13 protein-coding genes are annotated in these 17,363 nt (G+C 37.4%); 6 read left to right on the top strand and 7 right to left on the bottom strand.

The window, feature by feature from the left end:
• Nucleotide 1: 1 nt before the first annotated feature.
• Entirely contained in the window at nt 2-910 is a 909-nt protein-coding gene (locus G9H60_RS06215) for a hydrogen peroxide-inducible genes activator (RefSeq protein ID WP_223143217.1), read from the bottom strand.
• Nucleotides 911-1,023: 113 nt separating this feature from the next.
• On the opposite strand from G9H60_RS06215, the gene katG reads away from it, so the two are divergent.
• Complete coding sequence (katG, locus tag G9H60_RS06210) at nt 1,024-3,276, top strand: catalase/peroxidase HPI (protein ID WP_223143216.1); 2,253 nt, start codon at nt 1,024-1,026, stop codon at nt 3,274-3,276.
• A gap of 836 nt (nt 3,277-4,112) precedes the next feature.
• Nucleotides 4,113-6,740, top strand: coding sequence for an outer membrane beta-barrel family protein (locus G9H60_RS06205; RefSeq protein WP_223143215.1), 2,628 nt, complete (start codon nt 4,113-4,115; stop codon nt 6,738-6,740).
• A 74-nt stretch (nt 6,741-6,814) separates the two neighbouring features.
• On the opposite strand, the gene G9H60_RS06200 is transcribed toward G9H60_RS06205, so the two are convergent.
• Nucleotides 6,815-7,666, bottom strand: a complete 852-nt coding sequence (locus tag G9H60_RS06200) for a ThuA domain-containing protein (protein WP_223143214.1) — start codon at nt 7,664-7,666, stop codon at nt 6,815-6,817.
• Nucleotides 7,667-7,825: 159 nt separating this feature from the next.
• Here G9H60_RS06200 and G9H60_RS06195 point away from each other — a divergent pair, with 159 nt between their 5' ends.
• Nucleotides 7,826-8,317, top strand: a complete 492-nt coding sequence (locus tag G9H60_RS06195; RefSeq protein WP_223143213.1) for a PaaI family thioesterase — start codon at nt 7,826-7,828, stop codon at nt 8,315-8,317.
• A gap of 3 nt (nt 8,318-8,320) precedes the next feature.
• On the opposite strand, the gene G9H60_RS06190 is transcribed toward G9H60_RS06195, so the two are convergent.
• From G9H60_RS06190 to G9H60_RS06180, 3 genes are all read right to left on the bottom strand, one after another.
• Nucleotides 8,321-9,610 carry an acetylxylan esterase gene (locus G9H60_RS06190; RefSeq protein WP_223143212.1) on the bottom strand — a complete coding sequence of 430 codons (1,290 nt, stop codon included), beginning with the start codon at nt 9,608-9,610 and terminating at the stop codon, nt 8,321-8,323.
• A 62-nt stretch (nt 9,611-9,672) separates the two neighbouring features.
• The gene (locus tag G9H60_RS06185; protein WP_223143211.1) at nt 9,673-11,229 is read right to left on the bottom strand and encodes a M20/M25/M40 family metallo-hydrolase; all 1,557 of its coding nucleotides are present in this window, start codon (nt 11,227-11,229) and stop codon (nt 9,673-9,675) included.
• A gap of 105 nt (nt 11,230-11,334) precedes the next feature.
• Nucleotides 11,335-11,844 (bottom strand): hypothetical protein, encoded by a 510-nt coding sequence (locus G9H60_RS06180; protein WP_223143210.1) that lies wholly within the window; start codon nt 11,842-11,844, stop codon nt 11,335-11,337.
• A 406-nt stretch (nt 11,845-12,250) separates the two neighbouring features.
• Between G9H60_RS06180 and G9H60_RS06175 the strand changes: the two genes are divergently transcribed.
• Entirely contained in the window at nt 12,251-13,018 is a 768-nt protein-coding gene (locus G9H60_RS06175; RefSeq protein WP_223143209.1) for an SDR family oxidoreductase, read from the top strand.
• Between the two features lie 61 nt (nt 13,019-13,079).
• Here the strand turns inward: G9H60_RS06175 and G9H60_RS06170 are convergent, their stop codons facing one another.
• Together G9H60_RS06170 and ric are read right to left on the bottom strand one after the other, a co-directional pair.
• On the bottom strand, nt 13,080-15,341 hold the full coding sequence (locus tag G9H60_RS06170) for a glycyl radical enzyme family protein (RefSeq protein WP_223143208.1): 2,262 nt from the start codon (nt 15,339-15,341) through the stop codon (nt 13,080-13,082).
• Nucleotide 15,342: 1 nt separating this feature from the next.
• Nucleotides 15,343-16,302 (bottom strand): iron-sulfur cluster repair di-iron protein, encoded by a 960-nt coding sequence (ric, locus tag G9H60_RS06165; RefSeq protein WP_223143207.1) that lies wholly within the window; start codon nt 16,300-16,302, stop codon nt 15,343-15,345.
• A 159-nt stretch (nt 16,303-16,461) separates the two neighbouring features.
• Between ric and G9H60_RS06160 the strand changes: the two genes are divergently transcribed.
• Nucleotides 16,462-16,902 carry an RrF2 family transcriptional regulator gene (locus G9H60_RS06160; protein ID WP_223143206.1) on the top strand — a complete coding sequence of 147 codons (441 nt, stop codon included), beginning with the start codon at nt 16,462-16,464 and terminating at the stop codon, nt 16,900-16,902.
• 108 nt (nt 16,903-17,010) lie between these two features.
• On the top strand, nt 17,011-17,343 hold the full coding sequence (locus G9H60_RS06155; RefSeq protein ID WP_223143205.1) for a hypothetical protein: 333 nt from the start codon (nt 17,011-17,013) through the stop codon (nt 17,341-17,343).
• Nucleotides 17,344-17,363 lie beyond the last annotated feature (20 nt).

Genomic DNA, 17,363 nt, shown 5'->3' with positions numbered 1-17,363 from the left:
ATTAAACAGTATCCTTCTTTATAAATTGATTAACTAATTGGGCAATGTCCACGGAAAGCTGTTTTATTATATTCCACTTAGCATATGGTCGGTAAAAACACAAACTTACTTCACGAGTAATTTCTCCTCCTACCATGTCTAATACCTGTAACTTCCGTTGATCACTCAAATTTCGTAAATATAATTCAGGAAGTAATGTCATTCCCTGAAATTCATCCACCAAATTCAATAAGGTATCAAATGTATTTGACTCAAATAATAAGTTAGGAGGCAAATGCTTATTTTTTTTCAGGTCGCACCACTGAATAATTTGATCCCGCAAACAATGTCCTTCTTGTAATAAAAATATACGTTGCTTGGATAATTCTTCCTTTTTAATAGTCTTTTTTCCATGGTCCAGATAGCCATATACATGCACCGGCTCTTCATATAATAAAGTCGTTTCCAAGTCATTCGATGCTATGGGTGTACTTAAAATTCCCATATCCAACTTGCCTTCTCGCAAATTTTTCATCATCTGATGGGTGGTTACTTCATAAATTTCCAATACCAATTGAGGGTATTTCTCTAAAATCGGCTTTAGGATAATGGGCATCAATGAATTAGCGATAGTGGGGATAATACCCAATTTTAGCCGTCCTTCTATTTTGCTATTAATGGATTTAGAAGATGCCAATAAGGCTTGAGCATGTGCAACAACCTGCAGGGCTTGAACTAAAATCTCCTTCCCATTTTCTGTAACTACAATGGGATTAGCCTTTCTATCAAATATAACAATGTCCAATTGCTCCTCCAGTTTTTTTACCATGGCACTCAAGGTCGCCTGAGTAACATGACAATAATCTGCAGCTTTGCTAAAACTTTTAAATTGGTCAACTGCCAATATGTATTCTAATTGATGGATATTCATAAATATAGATTTTATCTATGACAAATATAGAAAAATTCAGTTTTCTCTATCGGTCCAATAAGCCTAATTTCACATTATCAGCAATTAAAATAAAATCACAAAATCAATTTATCATGAAAAAACTGTTCTTATTGAGTGGATTATTATTTTCCACGGTATTACAGGCGCAAGAGTATAATCCGCACCACAGTGCAGCTGGAGCGCATCCTTCAGCCCCAAAAGAAGCGGGTACTAGCAACAAAGATTGGTGGCCTAGTCTGCTTAATGTAAGTATGCTTCGTCAAAATTCTGAAAAGTCGAACCCTATGGGGCCCAACTTCAACTACATCAAAGCATTCAATAACTTGGATTACTTTGCCTTAAAAAAGGATATCGGAGAGGTATTAACTAAATCTCAAGAATGGTGGCCTGCTGACTTCGGTAATTACGGACCTTTATTTATCCGCATGGCATGGCATAGTGCAGGAACGTACCGTACAGGTGATGGCCGTGGAGGTTCTCGGGCAGGTCAGCAACGATTTGCTCCATTGAACAGTTGGCCTGACAATGCCAATTTAGATAAGGCCCGTCGATTACTATGGCCCATCAAACAAAAATACGGAGATAAGATTTCGTGGGCAGATTTAATGGTTTTAACAGGAAATGTTTCCTTAGAACAAATGGGATTCAAGACATTCGGATTTGCCGGTGGCAGAACAGATGTATGGGAACCAGAAAGCAATGTGTATTGGGGTTCTGAGAAGAAATGGCTAGATGATAAAAACCGCTATTCAGGAGATAGGAAATTAGAGAATCCATTGGCTGCTGTTCAAATGGGCCTAATATATGTTAATCCAGAAGGTCCAAAAGGCGTTCCAGATCCAGTAGCTGCTGCCAAAGATATTCGAGAGACTTTTGGCAGAATGGGAATGAACGATGAAGAAACTGTCGCTTTGATTGCCGGTGGACATACGTTTGGAAAAACACATGGAAAAGGTCCTTCTACTCATGTAGGTGCAGACCCAGAGGCTGCGGGAATAGAAGAACAAGGTTTGGGTTGGAAAAGCACATATCAATCAGGTAAAGGAAAAGATGCCATTACTTCAGGCTTGGAAGTTACTTGGACATCAACTCCAATTAAATGGGGAATTGGTTTCTTAAAAATCCTTTTCAACAATGAGTGGGAATTAACTAAAAGTCCGGCTGGAGCCAATCAATGGGTGGCAAAAAATGGCAAAGCCATCATTCCTGATGCATTTGATCCCAATAAAAAGCAATTGCCAACGATGTTGACCACTGACCTTTCCTTACGCATGGATCCTGCCTATGAAAAAATTTCCAAGCGATATTTAGAAAATCCAGAGGAGTTTGCCAAAGCATTTGCCAAAGCATGGTTCAAACTAACGCATCGTGATATGGGACCTAGTTCCACTTATTTAGGACCAGAAGCTCCAAAAGAAGCCTTAATTTGGCAAGACCCTATTCCTGCAGTGAATCATCCATTGATTAACCAACAAGACATCGCCAATCTAAAGACCAAATTGTTGAATTCAGGTCTATCCATTAGTGAATTAGTGAGTACGGCCTGGGCTTCAGCATCTACTTTCCGTGGTTCTGACCGTCGAGGTGGTGCCAATGGAGCTCGCATTCGTTTGTTACCTCAGAGAAACTGGGAAGTCAATAATCCAAAGCAATTAGAAAAAGTATTAGCTGTTTTAGAAAAAATCCAACAGGATTTCAATGCTAGCTCTGGAAAAAAGAAAGTTTCTTTGGCTGATTTGATTATTCTTGGAGGAAATGCCGCCATCGAAAAAGCAGCTAAAAATGCGGGTCAGACTATTCAAGTTCCCTTTACACCGGGTAGAATGGATGCAAGTCAGGAACAAACAGATGTAAACTCATTTGCAGTACTAGAACCTATGGCAGATGGCTTCCGCAATTATTTAAAAACACGCTATACCCTTTCGACGGAGGAATTGTTGATTGATAAAGCACAGCTTTTAACTTTAACTGCACCAGAAATGACCGTTTTAGTCGGTGGAATGAGAGCACTGAATACCAATTACAATGGATCTAAGCACGGTATATTTACCAACAAAAAAGATGCCTTGACCAATGACTTCTTTGTTAATTTACTGGAAATGGGTACTACTTGGAAACCCAATTCCGATACCAAAGAAGAGTTCATAGGAACAGATAGTCAAACAGGAGCTACCAAAGCTACAGCAACCCGTGCTGATTTGATTTTTGGATCCAATTCAGAATTAAGAGCCCTAGCAGAGGTTTATGCAACCAAAGATGCTCAAAGTAAATTTGTGAATGATTTTGTCAAAGCATGGACCAAAGTAATGAATTTGGATCGATTTGATTTAGTATATAAAAAGTAGGTTTTATTGAAATGGTTGAATGGAAAAGCCGACTCCTTTGGGGTCGGTTTTTGTATTTATATCCATGATACTTGCACCAATAAATACGGACATTAAATTTGAAATAGCGAAAAGAAAATTATCACTTTTCAAAGGCAATGTATTTTCTTACCCAACAACAATTTATTGTTAAGACTTGTTAAAGCTTTGGTAAAATGCGACGAAATCTGCCTTTTAAGCTACGAATTACCAAACGAATCCCACTAAATAATATCCTATTATTTGTAAGCAAATGAATGAAACGCATGATTGATAAATGTAAACCTCAATGATTCGAATCAAAACAAGGTTAGGCGCAAAAACGACCAATAATTCTAAATTAGAGGGATTTTAAAAATTTCAAATAAAAAATTCAAATCCTTAAATTTCATTTAAACCATTGGACACAATTTTAGACCATAAGTAAATTGTTCAATTTTTCATCCCTACCTTTGTTAAACCAAGGACAGAAAATCAGTCAGTAGCACACTCCTATTTCTGCGAAAGCAAAATCTAAATGTCTCTAAAACGACTTTATTCCTACCTTGAAATCTAAAGCACAAATTAGTACAAATCCAATTTTCGTTCTCTAATGAAACTTTCTTTTCTCAACAATCACATATTTCATCTATACATTTCCCTGCTGCGAAGAATAAAAATTAAAACCAAATTGGCCAATGTACCTTTGCGATACAATTAAAAAGAAGAAAACCACCGATTAGACCCTAAATAAAAATTTAAAACAAAGCATAACGATCTACCCAGAAATTGAAAATAAAGAATACCTCTAAGTAGATAAAAAATTTAACAATCAACCCATGAAAAATTCCATTTTAACATCCATCATTGCACTGATATCATTTTTCAGTTTTGCACAAGGACCTGCTGGTGCAGGAGGAAATGCTCCTAACTTTAATCGTGGTCACGTATTCGGTAAAGTAGTTGATGAGCAAGGAAAACCCGTAGAATTTGCATCCGTTGTTTTACTAAAAACGGTAGTTGACCCAGCTACTAAGCAAAACAAAGATATTTTGGTAAAAGCACAACAAGCTGAACTAAACGGAGATTTCAACTTCAAAGAAATTCCCGTAAATGTTCGTTTAAAACTAAAAATCAGCTTTGTGGGATATAAAAACTACGAAGCTCCTGTACAATTTGAAATGCCTAAAATGGATCCAAGTTCAGCGCGAAAGCCTGGACAAGCACCTGATCCAGCTGTCATGGCTAAAATGATGGCTGCATTTGAAAAAGACCTAGGAAACATCAAATTATTGTCTGATTCTAAGGAATTAGAGGCCGTTGTGGTTACTTCAACAAAAGCTTTGTTGGAAATGGACATTGATAAAAAATCTTTCAACGTAGGGCAAAACTTGGTGACATCTGGAGGAACTGCAGTAGACGTCATGAGAAATATTCCATCCGTACAAGTGGATATCGATGGAAATGTGAAAGTAAGAAATGCGAATCCTACCTTATTTATCGATGGTAGACCTACAAGTTTAAGCATGGATCAAATCCCTGCAGATATCATTGAAAAAGTGGAAGTAATCACTAACCCTTCTGCTAAATACGATGCTTCAGGTAGTATGGCTGGTATCATTAACATCATTTTAAAGAAAAATAAAAAGAATGGTTATAATGGAATGTTGAACTTAAGTGCTGACCGTTTTGGCGGTTCCAGTTTCATGGGGAATTTCAGTTATCAACAAAACAAATGGAGTTTGACTTTGATGGGCATGAAAATGAACATGAGAAACAACACCGAAGGAAACAGTCAAAGAAATAGTAACATTGGTGGAGTGGAGTCAAGTGTTTACCAAGATATCAACAGTAAAAACAAAGGATCCATGTTTTTCCCACGTTTTAGTGTTGATTATGCCGCTACAAACAGAACAACCTTAACCTTAGCTGGATTCTTTGGTGGTGGGGGTAAATTCTCTCCAACAGAAGATATTAAAATCACGAGTATGGTAAATAATTTTACCACATTCAGTAACCGCTTATCTGAATCTTCAAGGGAGTTTAACCCAAGTGGATTGCAAGTAGGATTTAAGCATACCTATCCAAAAGCAGGAGAAGAGCTAAGCATGGACTTCAACTATTTTGGGGGAACGAATAAAAATGATGCGACTTATACGACCAATTATTTGAATAATGGAAATATCACTGGTACTCAAATTCAAAAGAACATCGGTTCAGGAAGCAATAATTTCATGACATTCCAAACGGATTATGTAAGACCTTTGAAAAATGAAGGTACGATTGAAATGGGAGTAAGAGCTCAGCTTTTTGAATTGGTAAACGAAAACAATAATACCTTGAAAGCGGTAGGTTCAGACGTTTATAAAACCATTCCTTCTGCTTCGACTAATTACGAGAACAAAAACAATGTGTATGCTGCCTACGTATCCGTTTCAGGAAAATCAGCAAATAAAATTTCTTACAAAATCGGTTTACGTGCAGAAAGTTCTAGTTACGATGGAAAGTTATTAAATACAAACCAAAAATTCAGCAACAGTTTCCCATTGAGCTTGTTTCCTTCTATCTTCTTAAAGAAAGATTTAACACCAACAGACCAGTTGCAATTAAGCATTACAAGACGTGTTAGCCGCCCTAACTTCTTTCAAATTATTCCTTTCGTAGACTATAGTGATAGTTTGAATATTACGAGAGGAAATGCTGACTTGGTTCCAGAATTTACTACTTCAGGTGAACTTTCTTACAGCAAAACTAAAGGATCTGCTACCTTCTTATTATCAGGTTATTATAAGTATACTGACAATTTAATTACGCGTTTTTTAAGTCAAGAAATCAACCCAATCAGTGGTAAATTAGATTTAATCAACACGTTTGTAAATGCCAATTCCAGCATCAATTTTGGTATTGAAGGAACCTATACCAACAAACTTCAAAACTGGTGGGATTTAACTGCGAATATCAACATGTATAATTCGAAGATTAATACGGCTAACATCGAAAAAGCACAGATAACAGATGGCTTATGGACCGTATTTGGTAAAATCAACAATACCTTCCAATTACCTAAAAAATGGTCTATCCAACTTTCTATGGATTACCAAGGAAAAACCAATATGCCGATTACACAAAACCAAGGACAAGGTGGTGGTGGCGGTGGAGGTCCAATGGGACAAGCACAAAGCTCCTCACAAGGATACATTGAGCCTTTCTATGGTGTTGATTTAGCCATCAAGAAAACATTCTTGAAAAACGATTTAGCTTCCTTGACTCTAGCAGCTAATGACCTTTTCAGAACAAGAGGAAATACTCGTTATTCATACGGAGAAGGATTTTCTCAGAAATACTATCGATTGTCAAACCCTCAAATGATTCGTCTTACTTTGTCTATTCGTTTTGGCCAATTTAACATGAACAGCATGAAGAGAAACAACAATCAGAACCAAGATGGTATGCAAATGGGTCAATAAGATTTTTGTAGGTTAATGATATTATATACAAACGGGTCAATCTTTGATTGACCCGTTTTGATTTTTAACACCCACTATTGAGCAATAGACCAAAGTATACCTTGTTCAATTAAGTTAGAGTAAGCAGGATTCGCCCATACTTCTTTGGAATGCCCCATAGACGTATAAAATGTTTTTCCTTTTCCTGCGGTTTTATGCCAAGCTACTGGGTGATGTTTTCCCATGCCGAAGTTTTTGTCTTTCATCCATAGCATATTTCCACTAGGTAAAATCTTTTCTCCATCAATATAATACACTACTTGAGCGTCCTTGGGTTGATCAAAAAAGACATACCATTCGTCATTCCCTTCCCAAGTCACTGGAAGCTTCGTTTGTAAACTGGAATCCACACTTGCCTCCAAATGAACTTGCGCTTTTTGAAATTGAGGATTCAAGGGATGATGGGAGAAAGTGGTTCCTAATAAATTGGCTACATACCAATCCCAATGATGAGAATTATCTCCTGCCCCATGGATTCCCATCAATGAACCTCCGTTTTCTACATATTTTTCTAGCGCAGTTTGTTGTTCATCATTCAAGACTCTTCCTGTTGAATTATTAAATATCACCAATTTAAATTGAGCTAATTGCTCCTCATTAAATACACCACCTTCCTCTGTTTCATAAACAGCCCATCCATTTTTGTTAGCCATTGATTGAATGATGGGCTTAGAAGCATCGATGGATTCACCATGTCGAAAGCCCGTAGTTTTTGAAAATAAAAGTATCGCTGGCTGATTTGCTGTTAACTTCAATACAGGCTTTTCCGTCTCATATGACACGGGGAAGCCATTTTGTACTTTATACATAAACAATGCACCCAGTGCAAAAAGACTAATTACTAAACCAAAAATAGTCCAACCGATGATTTTTAAAACTCGTTTCATGTGATTAGAATAAAAGAATTATTAATACAAAAATGAAACGCATTCTTCCGTTCTACATTTATTGTACTAGTTATATTTTTATATTTGACGATTGATCAACTTTGATTTCTCGCCTTGCTATTTATCAAATTTATTTCCCTAGCAGCATAATTCCAATTTATGAATCCATCTTTCCACAAGTTTCAAAGAATCATCCGAAATCCCATTTTATTCAAATTCTTTATCCTGCAGCGCTTATCCGCTGCTTTTTGGGCAGGCTTGAATATCCAACATTTTGATGAAAAAACTTGTGTGGTTCGGGTGAAAAAGTCCTGGTTCAACCAAAACCCTTTCAATTCCATGTATTTTGCGGTAGAGGCTATGGCCGCTGAAATGAGTTGCGGAATGTTGGCTTTCTCCCAGGTTTATGAAAGAAAACCTGCCATCAGTATGTTGGTAGAAAAAATGGAGGCTTCCTTTATCAAGAAAGCCTCGGGAACTATTTTGTTTACCTGCGAAGATGGTGAAGCAATATTAAAAACCATTGAAGAAGCCATTCAGAGCAACGATGGAACTAAAATGGTTTGTAAGTCTACCGGTACTAACCAAGAAGGAGTCGTGGTGGCAGAATTTTTATTGACATGGTCTTTCAAAGTTAAAAGAAAATCATAAGAACTACTTAATCAAATTACTCGTTAACCAATTCGTCATTTTCTCTACTTGCTCAGGATAATTCCAATGGCCGGTGTCTAAAGCCAAATACAACTCTTTAGGGGCTGAAATAACATTGTATGCCGCGTACATAGAAGTTGGAGGGCATGTTTCATCATTAAAACCCCATGAGTAAAACCCTGGAACCTTCAAGCGGCGAGCAAAATTAACTACGTCATAATAGGCTATGGTTTCTAGTTTGGCTTTGGTTTCATTGACCGCCCGACTGTTCTTATCAAAATAATGTGGCCATCCTCCTGCTCGATTATACAGGTAACCTGTCACATCAGATAATGCTGGATAATAGGCTCCTAAAAATTTTACCCGATTGTCTAATGCGGCTGTAATAATTGACAATGCTCCACCCTGGCTACCGCCAGTTACTGCCAAATTCTGTCCATCAAATTGAGGCAAGGAAGTTAAAAAGTCATTGGCTCGAACACATCCCATATAGACGCGCTTGTAGAAAAAACGATCTTTATCATCCATATTATAGGTTGGATAACCATTCAAAATCCCTGCTCCCAAATCGGTGTAGACAGACGGATCCAGGTTAACAGGTATTCCATGTATTCCAATTTGAAGGGTGATTATTCCTTTTTCAGCATTGGCAATATCTCCTGAATAAGGTCTCACTCCTGCTCCTGGAACATGCAATAATGCAGGGTATTTTCCTGATTTTTTAGGAACACAAAGGATGCCATACAAGCGAGCACCTAGCCTGTAATTCTGAATATTCACATGATATACGTTGGTTTTCTCCGTACATCTTTCGGGCATCAAGGTCATTTTAGCATCCAACGGAATTTTGGCTAAATCTTGTTTGGCTTTATCCCAAAATGCATCAAAATCTGTCGGATTAGCCACAGTTGCTTGCAATAAATTGGGAGAAAAACCAACCGTAGCTAGATTTCTATACTCTTTTCCTTCTACTTCAGCTATGACAACACAACGAAGAAAACCTGCAGCTGATAAGGTACCTCCATCGACCTGCAAAGATCCATTAGCCAAAACTTGGGTTTCTTTTTTCCATGGATCTTGTTTCTCAGGTCCGATCTCATAACGAATTTTGACTTGAGGAATGGGACTGCCATTTTTAGAAACCAATACTGAGAAATTCACTTTTTCTCCAGGCTTGTATAACCAATCGGGGTGATCAGCTGATACTTGAACTTTTATATGTTTTTCTGTAGGCTGAGCTAGCGTCAAGAAAACAGACAAAAGTAAATATAGGAGAATCGGGATTTTTTTCATGGCATTAGGTTTTGTATGGTTTATCTATAGTTGTTTCAAGGATTTCCAGCCCATAAAATTCGTCAATTTGTCCCTTCAGTTCGCTTTGATTTCACTTGGCTTGGCCATTTTTGTCCAGCAGGCAAGTCTGCTTTTTCGGTTGAAATTTTCTCTGGTTCTTCACAAGCCATATACACCATAATGGCAGTTAAGATGGCATTACTTTTCACATCGTCAAAGACAATTTTATCATAGGTGTCTCGATTGGTATGCCAGGTATACATACCGTATGACCAGCTCAAGGAGCTTAAATTAAATCCGGCAGCACCAGCCGCAACAAATGAGGCAAAGTCGGATCCGCCTCCGCCAGGAGTTCCCGGGAAATTCGTTTTAACCCGATTTTTGATAGTATCTGGCGCAGCTGCCAACCATTTACTTAGGTAATCTTTTGCTTTTGCAAAACCAGAACCACCTAAATTTACCACTCGACCAGTTCCATTATCTTGATTAAATAATGCTTGTAAATTAGCCACAATTTCTGGGTGATCTTCTACAAAGGCTCTAGACCCATTTAAACCTTGCTCTTCACTTCCCCAATGTCCCACCAAAATCGTCCGTTTAGGATTGGGGTAAACCTTTTTCAAAATGCGCATAGCTTCTAACATCACCAATGTTCCAGTTCCATTATCAGTGGCCCCAGTAGCGCCATCCCATGAGTCTAAATGGGCAGAAAGCATGACATATTCGTTGGGCTTTTCCGTTCCTTTAATTTCAGCATGAGTATTAAAAGTAGGTACGGTCCCTAATTCTTTGGATTGCGTATTGACTTTTATTTTGGGTTGATTCCCCGATTCAGTAAGGCGGTATAATAGGCCATAATCTTCTAATGCAACGCTAACTGTTGGGATTTTTTTAGTAAAAGCAGCGAAAATTTTATTTACACCAAAACCATTGGACCAGGTGCTTGAAACAATACCTACAGCTCCTGCTTCTTCCAAAGCTAAAGCCAATTTGGCATTAGTTAAGCCCGTTTTTGAGATTCGTTTTCTCCAGGCCTCGGTTTGAGCTTCTCGCTCCTTTTTCATTGCATCAAAGGATTCTTTCTGCGCAAATTCTTGCCAGTTATAATCAGGTCTTCCCGTCAATTGGGGCATGGAAATCAAAACAAATTTTCCCTTCACTTGGGGAAGCCAAGCTTTAAACGCAATAGAATCAGCAACATCCGCTAAAATGATGGTTTCACCCGTTTTCGGTTTTTTGGTAGCTGGACTAAAAGCTAATTGAGTTCCTTCTAATGATTTGATCCAAGGAGAAACCATATCGATCGAAGAGATTCCTCGATCCCATCCGCGCCAAGTTCCGTAATTTTCTCTTCGAGCATCGATTCCCCATTCTTTATATTGATTAATCGCCCAATCACTTGCTTGAAGCATTTTAGTGGAGCCTACTAAACGAGGACCAATCCCATCAATGAGTTCATGAGCCATGCGTTTAAGCTGAGAATTTTCTGTTGCCTCTTTCACTATGGCATTGACTGTAGAAGATTGATTTTGTTGGGCCAACAAAGGTGTGGCCATCAGGCTTAAACCAATCACTAGTTGGCTTAATCGAGAAGTTAGATTGTTGATAGAAGTTTTCATAGCTTAATAATACAAAAGAAATTGCCTGAAGCCAAAAGTTGTGATTGGATTGACTTACAGAACATGGTAGATGATGTTAGTAAATGACGATGGTGAAATAATCCATTAACTCTTTCCTAAATGAGTCAAAACCTCTGCTATTTCAGTTGGCTTTTGTGTACCAATCAATAGCTTACTTCCATCTTTGAATTCCAATTGTAAACCTTGATTGCCTGAAACATTGAATGCTTTACCTTTCCCAAACATTCCATATCGAAGCCCCCAACCACCATATTCCCAAATTGGAGAATATTTTCTAACATACGATTTTTCCAATTCTTCAAAGGCAAAAAATTTGAAAGTAAAATGAAAAGGGAAAAAGCGCACATAAACCCCTTTTGAGTCAATATATGTTTCCAATTTCAAATTCAAGAATAGCATGACAATTGCTGCAAAAATGCCAGTTGTAACCCATAACCCTTCATTACTCATAGGATTATCTCCGAAAGCAATTCCTTGAAATAATTGCTTATAGGCCCCTACCAAAAAGTAGGCGCAAAAACCAACTAAAATGACCCAAAGCCACCATTGATTAAACTTTTGAGTCTCTGAAAATAATTTTTTTTCTGTCGACATAATAATGGGGTTTTGAGGTAGAATTAAACATACGAATGTATCAAATAATTCATTATCAAGTTATTGGACAATATATATAAAATGGCATTCGTTGTAACGCTGTCAAGGTTCCAAACCTTGCCAGCGTTGGGAAAATTTCCTTATTTTCCTTAGCTTTGAGTTCATAATAATTGCTTATAGATTGTTCTTATTCTTACTCCGTGTTCTAAATTTCATTCGGGGTTAATTAAGGCTTCAAACAATCTAATTTCCCTTTCTTCCAATCACATGGCAATAGCAATTCGCACTATTGTTTTGTTGATCACTAGTCAAAAGCTAATCAAAATCATCCTTTAAAAATCAAATAGCTGTCAAAATTGGCTAATTTTTCATCTTTAAATGGGTAATTTTCAGAAAATCAATTCACATGAAAAAGCTAGAAAATAAAGTTGCCATTATTACAGGTGCTGGAGCTGGTATGGGAAAGGCCATTGCCATACTTTTTGCACAACAAGGAGCGAAGGTCATTGCTGGAGATATAAACCCCATTCGCTTAGATGAATTATCTAAAGATGTTAAAGCGGCAGGTGGAGAAATTACAACGGTAGTAGCGAATATGGGTATTGAATCTGATATAGACAACCTCATTAACTCAGCCGTTTCCACCTATGGTACCTTGGATATTTTGGTGAATAATGCAGGTATCATGGACCATTTCCAACCTGTGGGTGAGGTGGAAAATAGCATGTTAGAGAAAGTCATGAAAATCAATTTTGAAGGACCATTCAAGGCCATGAGAAGTGCCGTTCAAATTTTCTTGGCCAAAGGAAAAGGAAATATCATAAATGTTTGTTCCATTGGTGGACTAAAAGGAGGAGCCGCGGGGGCAGTGTATACTTCTAGTAAACATGCTTTAGTAGGACTGACTAAAAGTACGGGGTATTTGTACAGTAAATCAGGAATTAGGTGCAATGGAATTGCACCCGGTGCCGTCAATACCAGTATCAGTGAGACCATTGACATGTCTAAAATTACACCTTTAGTAAATGACCGCATTATGACTGGTCTAGCACTCAACCCGAGAGCCGGGGAAGCTTCGGAAATAGCACAAGCTGCTCTGTTCTTAGCTAGCGATGATTCTAGTTTCGTGAATGCGGAAATACTAACTGTTGATGGTGGATGGAGCGCTTATTAATTCATCAATAAAAATAAAAAAAGAGGATATTGACATCAACATCCTCTTTTTTGATTTTTATTTAAATATGAGTTATCTCACAAGAACCTCCACTACAGGCCATTGAAGCCATTTCTCCAATATCTTTATATTGAGGTTGATTTAAAATATCTCCAAAATTCACCTCTCTAAATTCTCTCGTTACGGTTTCCCATTTGTGAAATAGATGAACATCTTTGACGCAATAAATCATTTGTTTTAGATCACCATTAAAATAGTTCTTTGCAAATTTATTGGCTCGATTTAACCAATACTTTCTTAACAACACTTGTTCTCGTGTACCTGTCAAGACCATCGTAGGGTCCAATAAAAGATCACATGCTTGCCAAAGGTTATTGTCAAAATAATGTAATCCATCAACAATTAATCCTGAAGCAAATATGGCGCCTTTTCCATATAGACTCACCAATTCGTCCAATTCCAACACAGAAGTGAATGGCGCTTGATTAAAATCTTTATCGCCATAATCTGAGATAAAACTAACAGCTGTAAAGGCTTCACGATGTTGCCAGATATAGTCAATAATTTCCTCTTTATTATCCATAATGACAGTGCAACTCGTGTTATGATTCATGTGTGGATAGGCACATAATTCTCTATTGGTTCCTGCATTCACCCAATTTTCTTGAACCAATTGAATCATTTCCAGATGCTTCACTCCTTTCATATCCTTCTTAAAAAGACCTTCTTTGGAATTCAAAATAGGAACAAAGACAACAAAATCACTTTTTGTATTGGACCAAACACTTTCTTCTAAAAGAAAAGGCATATTTTCTACTAACCAATTGGCCGTGGTACTTTCCTTATTCAACTGCATGATTCTAAAGTATTTTTCAGCATGCTCAGGATGAATCCCACTTGCAGTACCTAAAACCACCGATGCATTTCCAGAAGGTTTGACACAAGTAGTTCTAGCCGCAGGATTTATTCCAATAATATCCGCTACTACCTTATTGGTATCTTTCACCACCTGAGCTCCACGTTGCAACATAGGTGCATTGAACAAAAATGTATTATTCATCCAACCAGTTATACTCACTCCCAACAAAGCCTCTCGCTGAAAAATTTGTTCCGTAACGGAACCCAAATAAGGAAAAGAAGTATAGCCCGCTTGCAAGGTGCCTAAGATTGACGCATCCATACAAGCTCGATAAAATGCCTCCTCCGTTTCACATTTTTCGGCATTGATTTCACATAAATTACATCCTTGAATTCCCAATTTATCTTGATGCTGCGCAATAAAATCGCTAAGCTCTTCATAGGCTATTTGAGAAAAATCAGTCCGCAAAAGAATGGGGATTTTAACTATCTCAAAACAAGGATTAAACATATCAAACCAACTATTGGCAAATACAAAACCAATATCATTTGCGCCATCATTAAGCGACACGATGTAGTCAAATTGCTCTTGTTGCACTTGATTTCTCAGCAAAATTACCGAATTATTGCTCCTACCTCTTTGTGGATTTTCTTGTCGCCAATTCCCTGTTTTAGCATGAATCATCTCCATATCATTAGGATCAACAATCATGTTCAAGGCGGACCGACGAACCCCACCTGATAGTACGGCATCGGAAGCATGACAAATGATATCGAAGGCCAAAATAGGACGAATTTTCTCCCCTTCTATACTGATCCATTTCTCTATCAAGTCCTCTATTTTTTCCAAAGACTGTTTCAAGCCATCCGAACCTGGAGCCTTAAAACCACCTTTGATATAGGCCCCCTTAGGTCGAATTTGAGAATAATCAAATTTCAATTCATATCCCGCAAATTCAGGGAAAGGCTGTTTATCAACAAAATAAGATGACATCAAAGCCCCTAAGGCATCTGCCCAACCTTCAATATTATCTTCAATAACAAAAGTCTTGGTTCCTTTGATCCGCTTTTGTATCCGACTTAAGTTATCGACAAAGGGAATTAGCAATCCTCCTCCAAAACCACATCCTGACAATCCTAAATAGAAAATCTCCTGAAAAATTCGATTTCTAGCAATATAACCTGACGTACAGTTATACATTCGAGTATTATGTTGCTGAATTTGATCATGACGAAATTGTAGATTTCGTTGAGAAGCTAACACTGTTTGATTCTGCATACTTTCTAATGCCGATTCCAAATACGGTTCCAACTCATCTAAACAGCTCCCGTATGTTATGCGGTGACCATCCATGATACTTTCACATGCCTCTTCCCAGCGCTCATAGCGACCTTGGGGTTCTAACCATTTGTAGTAATCTGAATACAATTTCAAATCACTCAGAAACTTCTTACCTTGCTGCATATCAATTCGTTAATTCTTTTTCCAATTCCAATGATTGCGGAAAAAGGACATTATTTTCCAAATGAATATGAATATGTAAATCCTCCTCAAAAGCTTGTAACATTTGAAAAAGAACTGTGTAAGTTCCACAAGCATCTTCTGGTAGAAGGTAATTTTGAGTCAGGGTACGAATATTCTCCAAATTGTGACCTACTTGCTCATGTTCCATTTCCATCATATGAATGGGATTACGTACGGTTCCAAAATGAACAGGCGCGAGCTTTTCATTTGTCTTCTTAGCCAGAGTTAAGGCTTTAATAAAAGGAAATAAAACTTGCTCTTCTTTCATCATATGCATCGTCAATTCTTCTGCTATCTCCATCACTAACTGATATACTCGAATCAATTCAGGATGCCTATCACCGTGAACGCGCTGGACTTTTTCAGCAAAAAACTGAATATCGGGCAAGTGTTTTCTAACATAAGTGTGATGCGTATTAACAATATAATCCGCTAGAAAGTCCAAGGACCAATCTTGATAGGGCACACTTGTTTGGCGCGAGGCCGCTTTAAATTCTTCTATTTGAAATAGCATATCCAAATAGTCCAAAGACTTCTCAGTACAGGCTTGTTTCAAAGTCTTTTTACCACCACAACAAAAATCTAAACCTTTTTGAGAGAAAAATGAAGCTAGTCGAAAATCTTGATTCACGAATTCTCCCAATGTCAGCAAGTCTGCTGGCTTAGGCGTTTTTTGAATGCGAATCAACCATTCGATAGGTCCATTTTCGATATAATCAAACGTAAATTGATTCCCTCTTTCAGCTAAAAGCTGATAATACAAAGGTTTAGGATCATGATCATTTTGGATTAAAAATGATTCTCCTTCGTCCAATTGATCAAAATGTTCAAAAATAGTGGAGTGCTTTAATCTAGGTTCTAGGTCAGGCACTACCAAGGTAAATTCTTTTATCGTAGGCATCTGTTAATTTGTTTAATGGTGAAATCTGAAAGCAAATATATAATAAAGGACAATATTATCCTTTATTATATATTTATTTATTTTCACACTTTCAAATGCTTCTTCAAAGACCTATATTGATGGATATTATTTACTAAATTGAGCCTTCAAAGAGAATTTATGTTTTCAAAAGCAACGGAATATGCTTTAAGAGCTGTGATTTTTATTGCTCAAAAAAGTTCGGAACAACAAAAGCTTGGCTTAGCTGAAATTGCGGATGCGATCCAATCGCCTCAATTTTTTACAGCTAAAATCTTACAAAAATTAACCCTAAATAATCAAGTCATCAGCTCAGTAAGAGGACCCAATGGAGGCTTTTTTATCACGGAGTCTGCCAAACAAAAATCTGTCAAATCAATTGTTGAAGTTATGGGAGAAGGAGAGCTATTTGACAAATGCGTCTTAGGGTTAAATCGTTGTTCAGAAAAAAATCCTTGTCCAATGCACGATCAATACAAACCTATTCGAGAGAATTTCATATATTTATTTGACCATCAAACCATTGAAGAAATGGCGCATGAAATGAATTCAGGTAGTTTTTTCATTCGAAATGACGAATAATCTGTAAAAAATCATATTTGCTAAAACAAAGTGAAATTTTAAAAAAAAGCCATATTAGTTGATTTATTCAAATTCCAAATGCAATTTTGGGCCATGTCAAACAAGAAAATGAAAATTTTCCTGATTATTTTTTCTTCGTTAGTTTTAACTTTCGTAGGTAAAAGTGCTTTGGCTCACTCGGACCATAACTTTGTAAAATCCAAATTTAGTCAAAGTTTACCCAGTAAATCTCAGCAGCTCAATGCCATTGAGGAAGAAGAAATTTCAGAAGACATCCATGATGAACAAGACTCTGTTTCCTCTACCCTCCCGAATCAACCTGTAGTTTTTGCCTATTATGCTTCGGAAACGCCGGTTCGAATCCCGCTTTCCAACAATTTTGCGATTATCAAATCTCATTTCATTGCTATATTCAAGCAGCATGGTAATTATCGAATATAGACTAACATCTATCATTCAAA

It is taken from the genome of Aquirufa aurantiipilula (assembly GCF_019923745.1).
GTDB lineage: Bacteria > Bacteroidota > Bacteroidia > Cytophagales > Spirosomataceae > Aquirufa > Aquirufa aurantiipilula.
The sequence above is the reverse complement of the archived record's forward strand: the minus strand, read 5'-3'. Positions and strand labels throughout refer to the sequence as shown.

Bases quoted from the DNA above. Each gene is read 5' to 3' on its own strand.
- G9H60_RS06215 (WP_223143217.1), bottom strand. From the start codon at position 910: ATGAATATCCATCAATTAGAATACATATTGGCAGTTGACCAATTTAAA.
- katG (WP_223143216.1), top strand. From the start codon at position 1,024: ATGAAAAAACTGTTCTTATTGAGTGGATTATTATTTTCCACGGTATTA.
- G9H60_RS06205 (WP_223143215.1), top strand. From the start codon at position 4,113: ATGAAAAATTCCATTTTAACATCCATCATTGCACTGATATCATTTTTC.
- G9H60_RS06200 (WP_223143214.1), bottom strand. From the start codon at position 7,666: ATGAAACGAGTTTTAAAAATCATCGGTTGGACTATTTTTGGTTTAGTA.
- G9H60_RS06195 (WP_223143213.1), top strand. From the start codon at position 7,826: ATGAATCCATCTTTCCACAAGTTTCAAAGAATCATCCGAAATCCCATT.
- G9H60_RS06190 (WP_223143212.1), bottom strand. From the start codon at position 9,610: ATGAAAAAAATCCCGATTCTCCTATATTTACTTTTGTCTGTTTTCTTG.
- G9H60_RS06185 (WP_223143211.1), bottom strand. From the start codon at position 11,229: ATGAAAACTTCTATCAACAATCTAACTTCTCGATTAAGCCAACTAGTG.
- G9H60_RS06180 (WP_223143210.1), bottom strand. From the start codon at position 11,844: ATGTCGACAGAAAAAAAATTATTTTCAGAGACTCAAAAGTTTAATCAA.
- G9H60_RS06175 (WP_223143209.1), top strand. From the start codon at position 12,251: ATGAAAAAGCTAGAAAATAAAGTTGCCATTATTACAGGTGCTGGAGCT.
- G9H60_RS06170 (WP_223143208.1), bottom strand. From the start codon at position 15,341: ATGCAGCAAGGTAAGAAGTTTCTGAGTGATTTGAAATTGTATTCAGAT.
- ric (WP_223143207.1), bottom strand. From the start codon at position 16,302: ATGCCTACGATAAAAGAATTTACCTTGGTAGTGCCTGACCTAGAACCT.
- G9H60_RS06160 (WP_223143206.1), top strand. From the start codon at position 16,462: ATGTTTTCAAAAGCAACGGAATATGCTTTAAGAGCTGTGATTTTTATT.
- G9H60_RS06155 (WP_223143205.1), top strand. From the start codon at position 17,011: ATGAAAATTTTCCTGATTATTTTTTCTTCGTTAGTTTTAACTTTCGTA.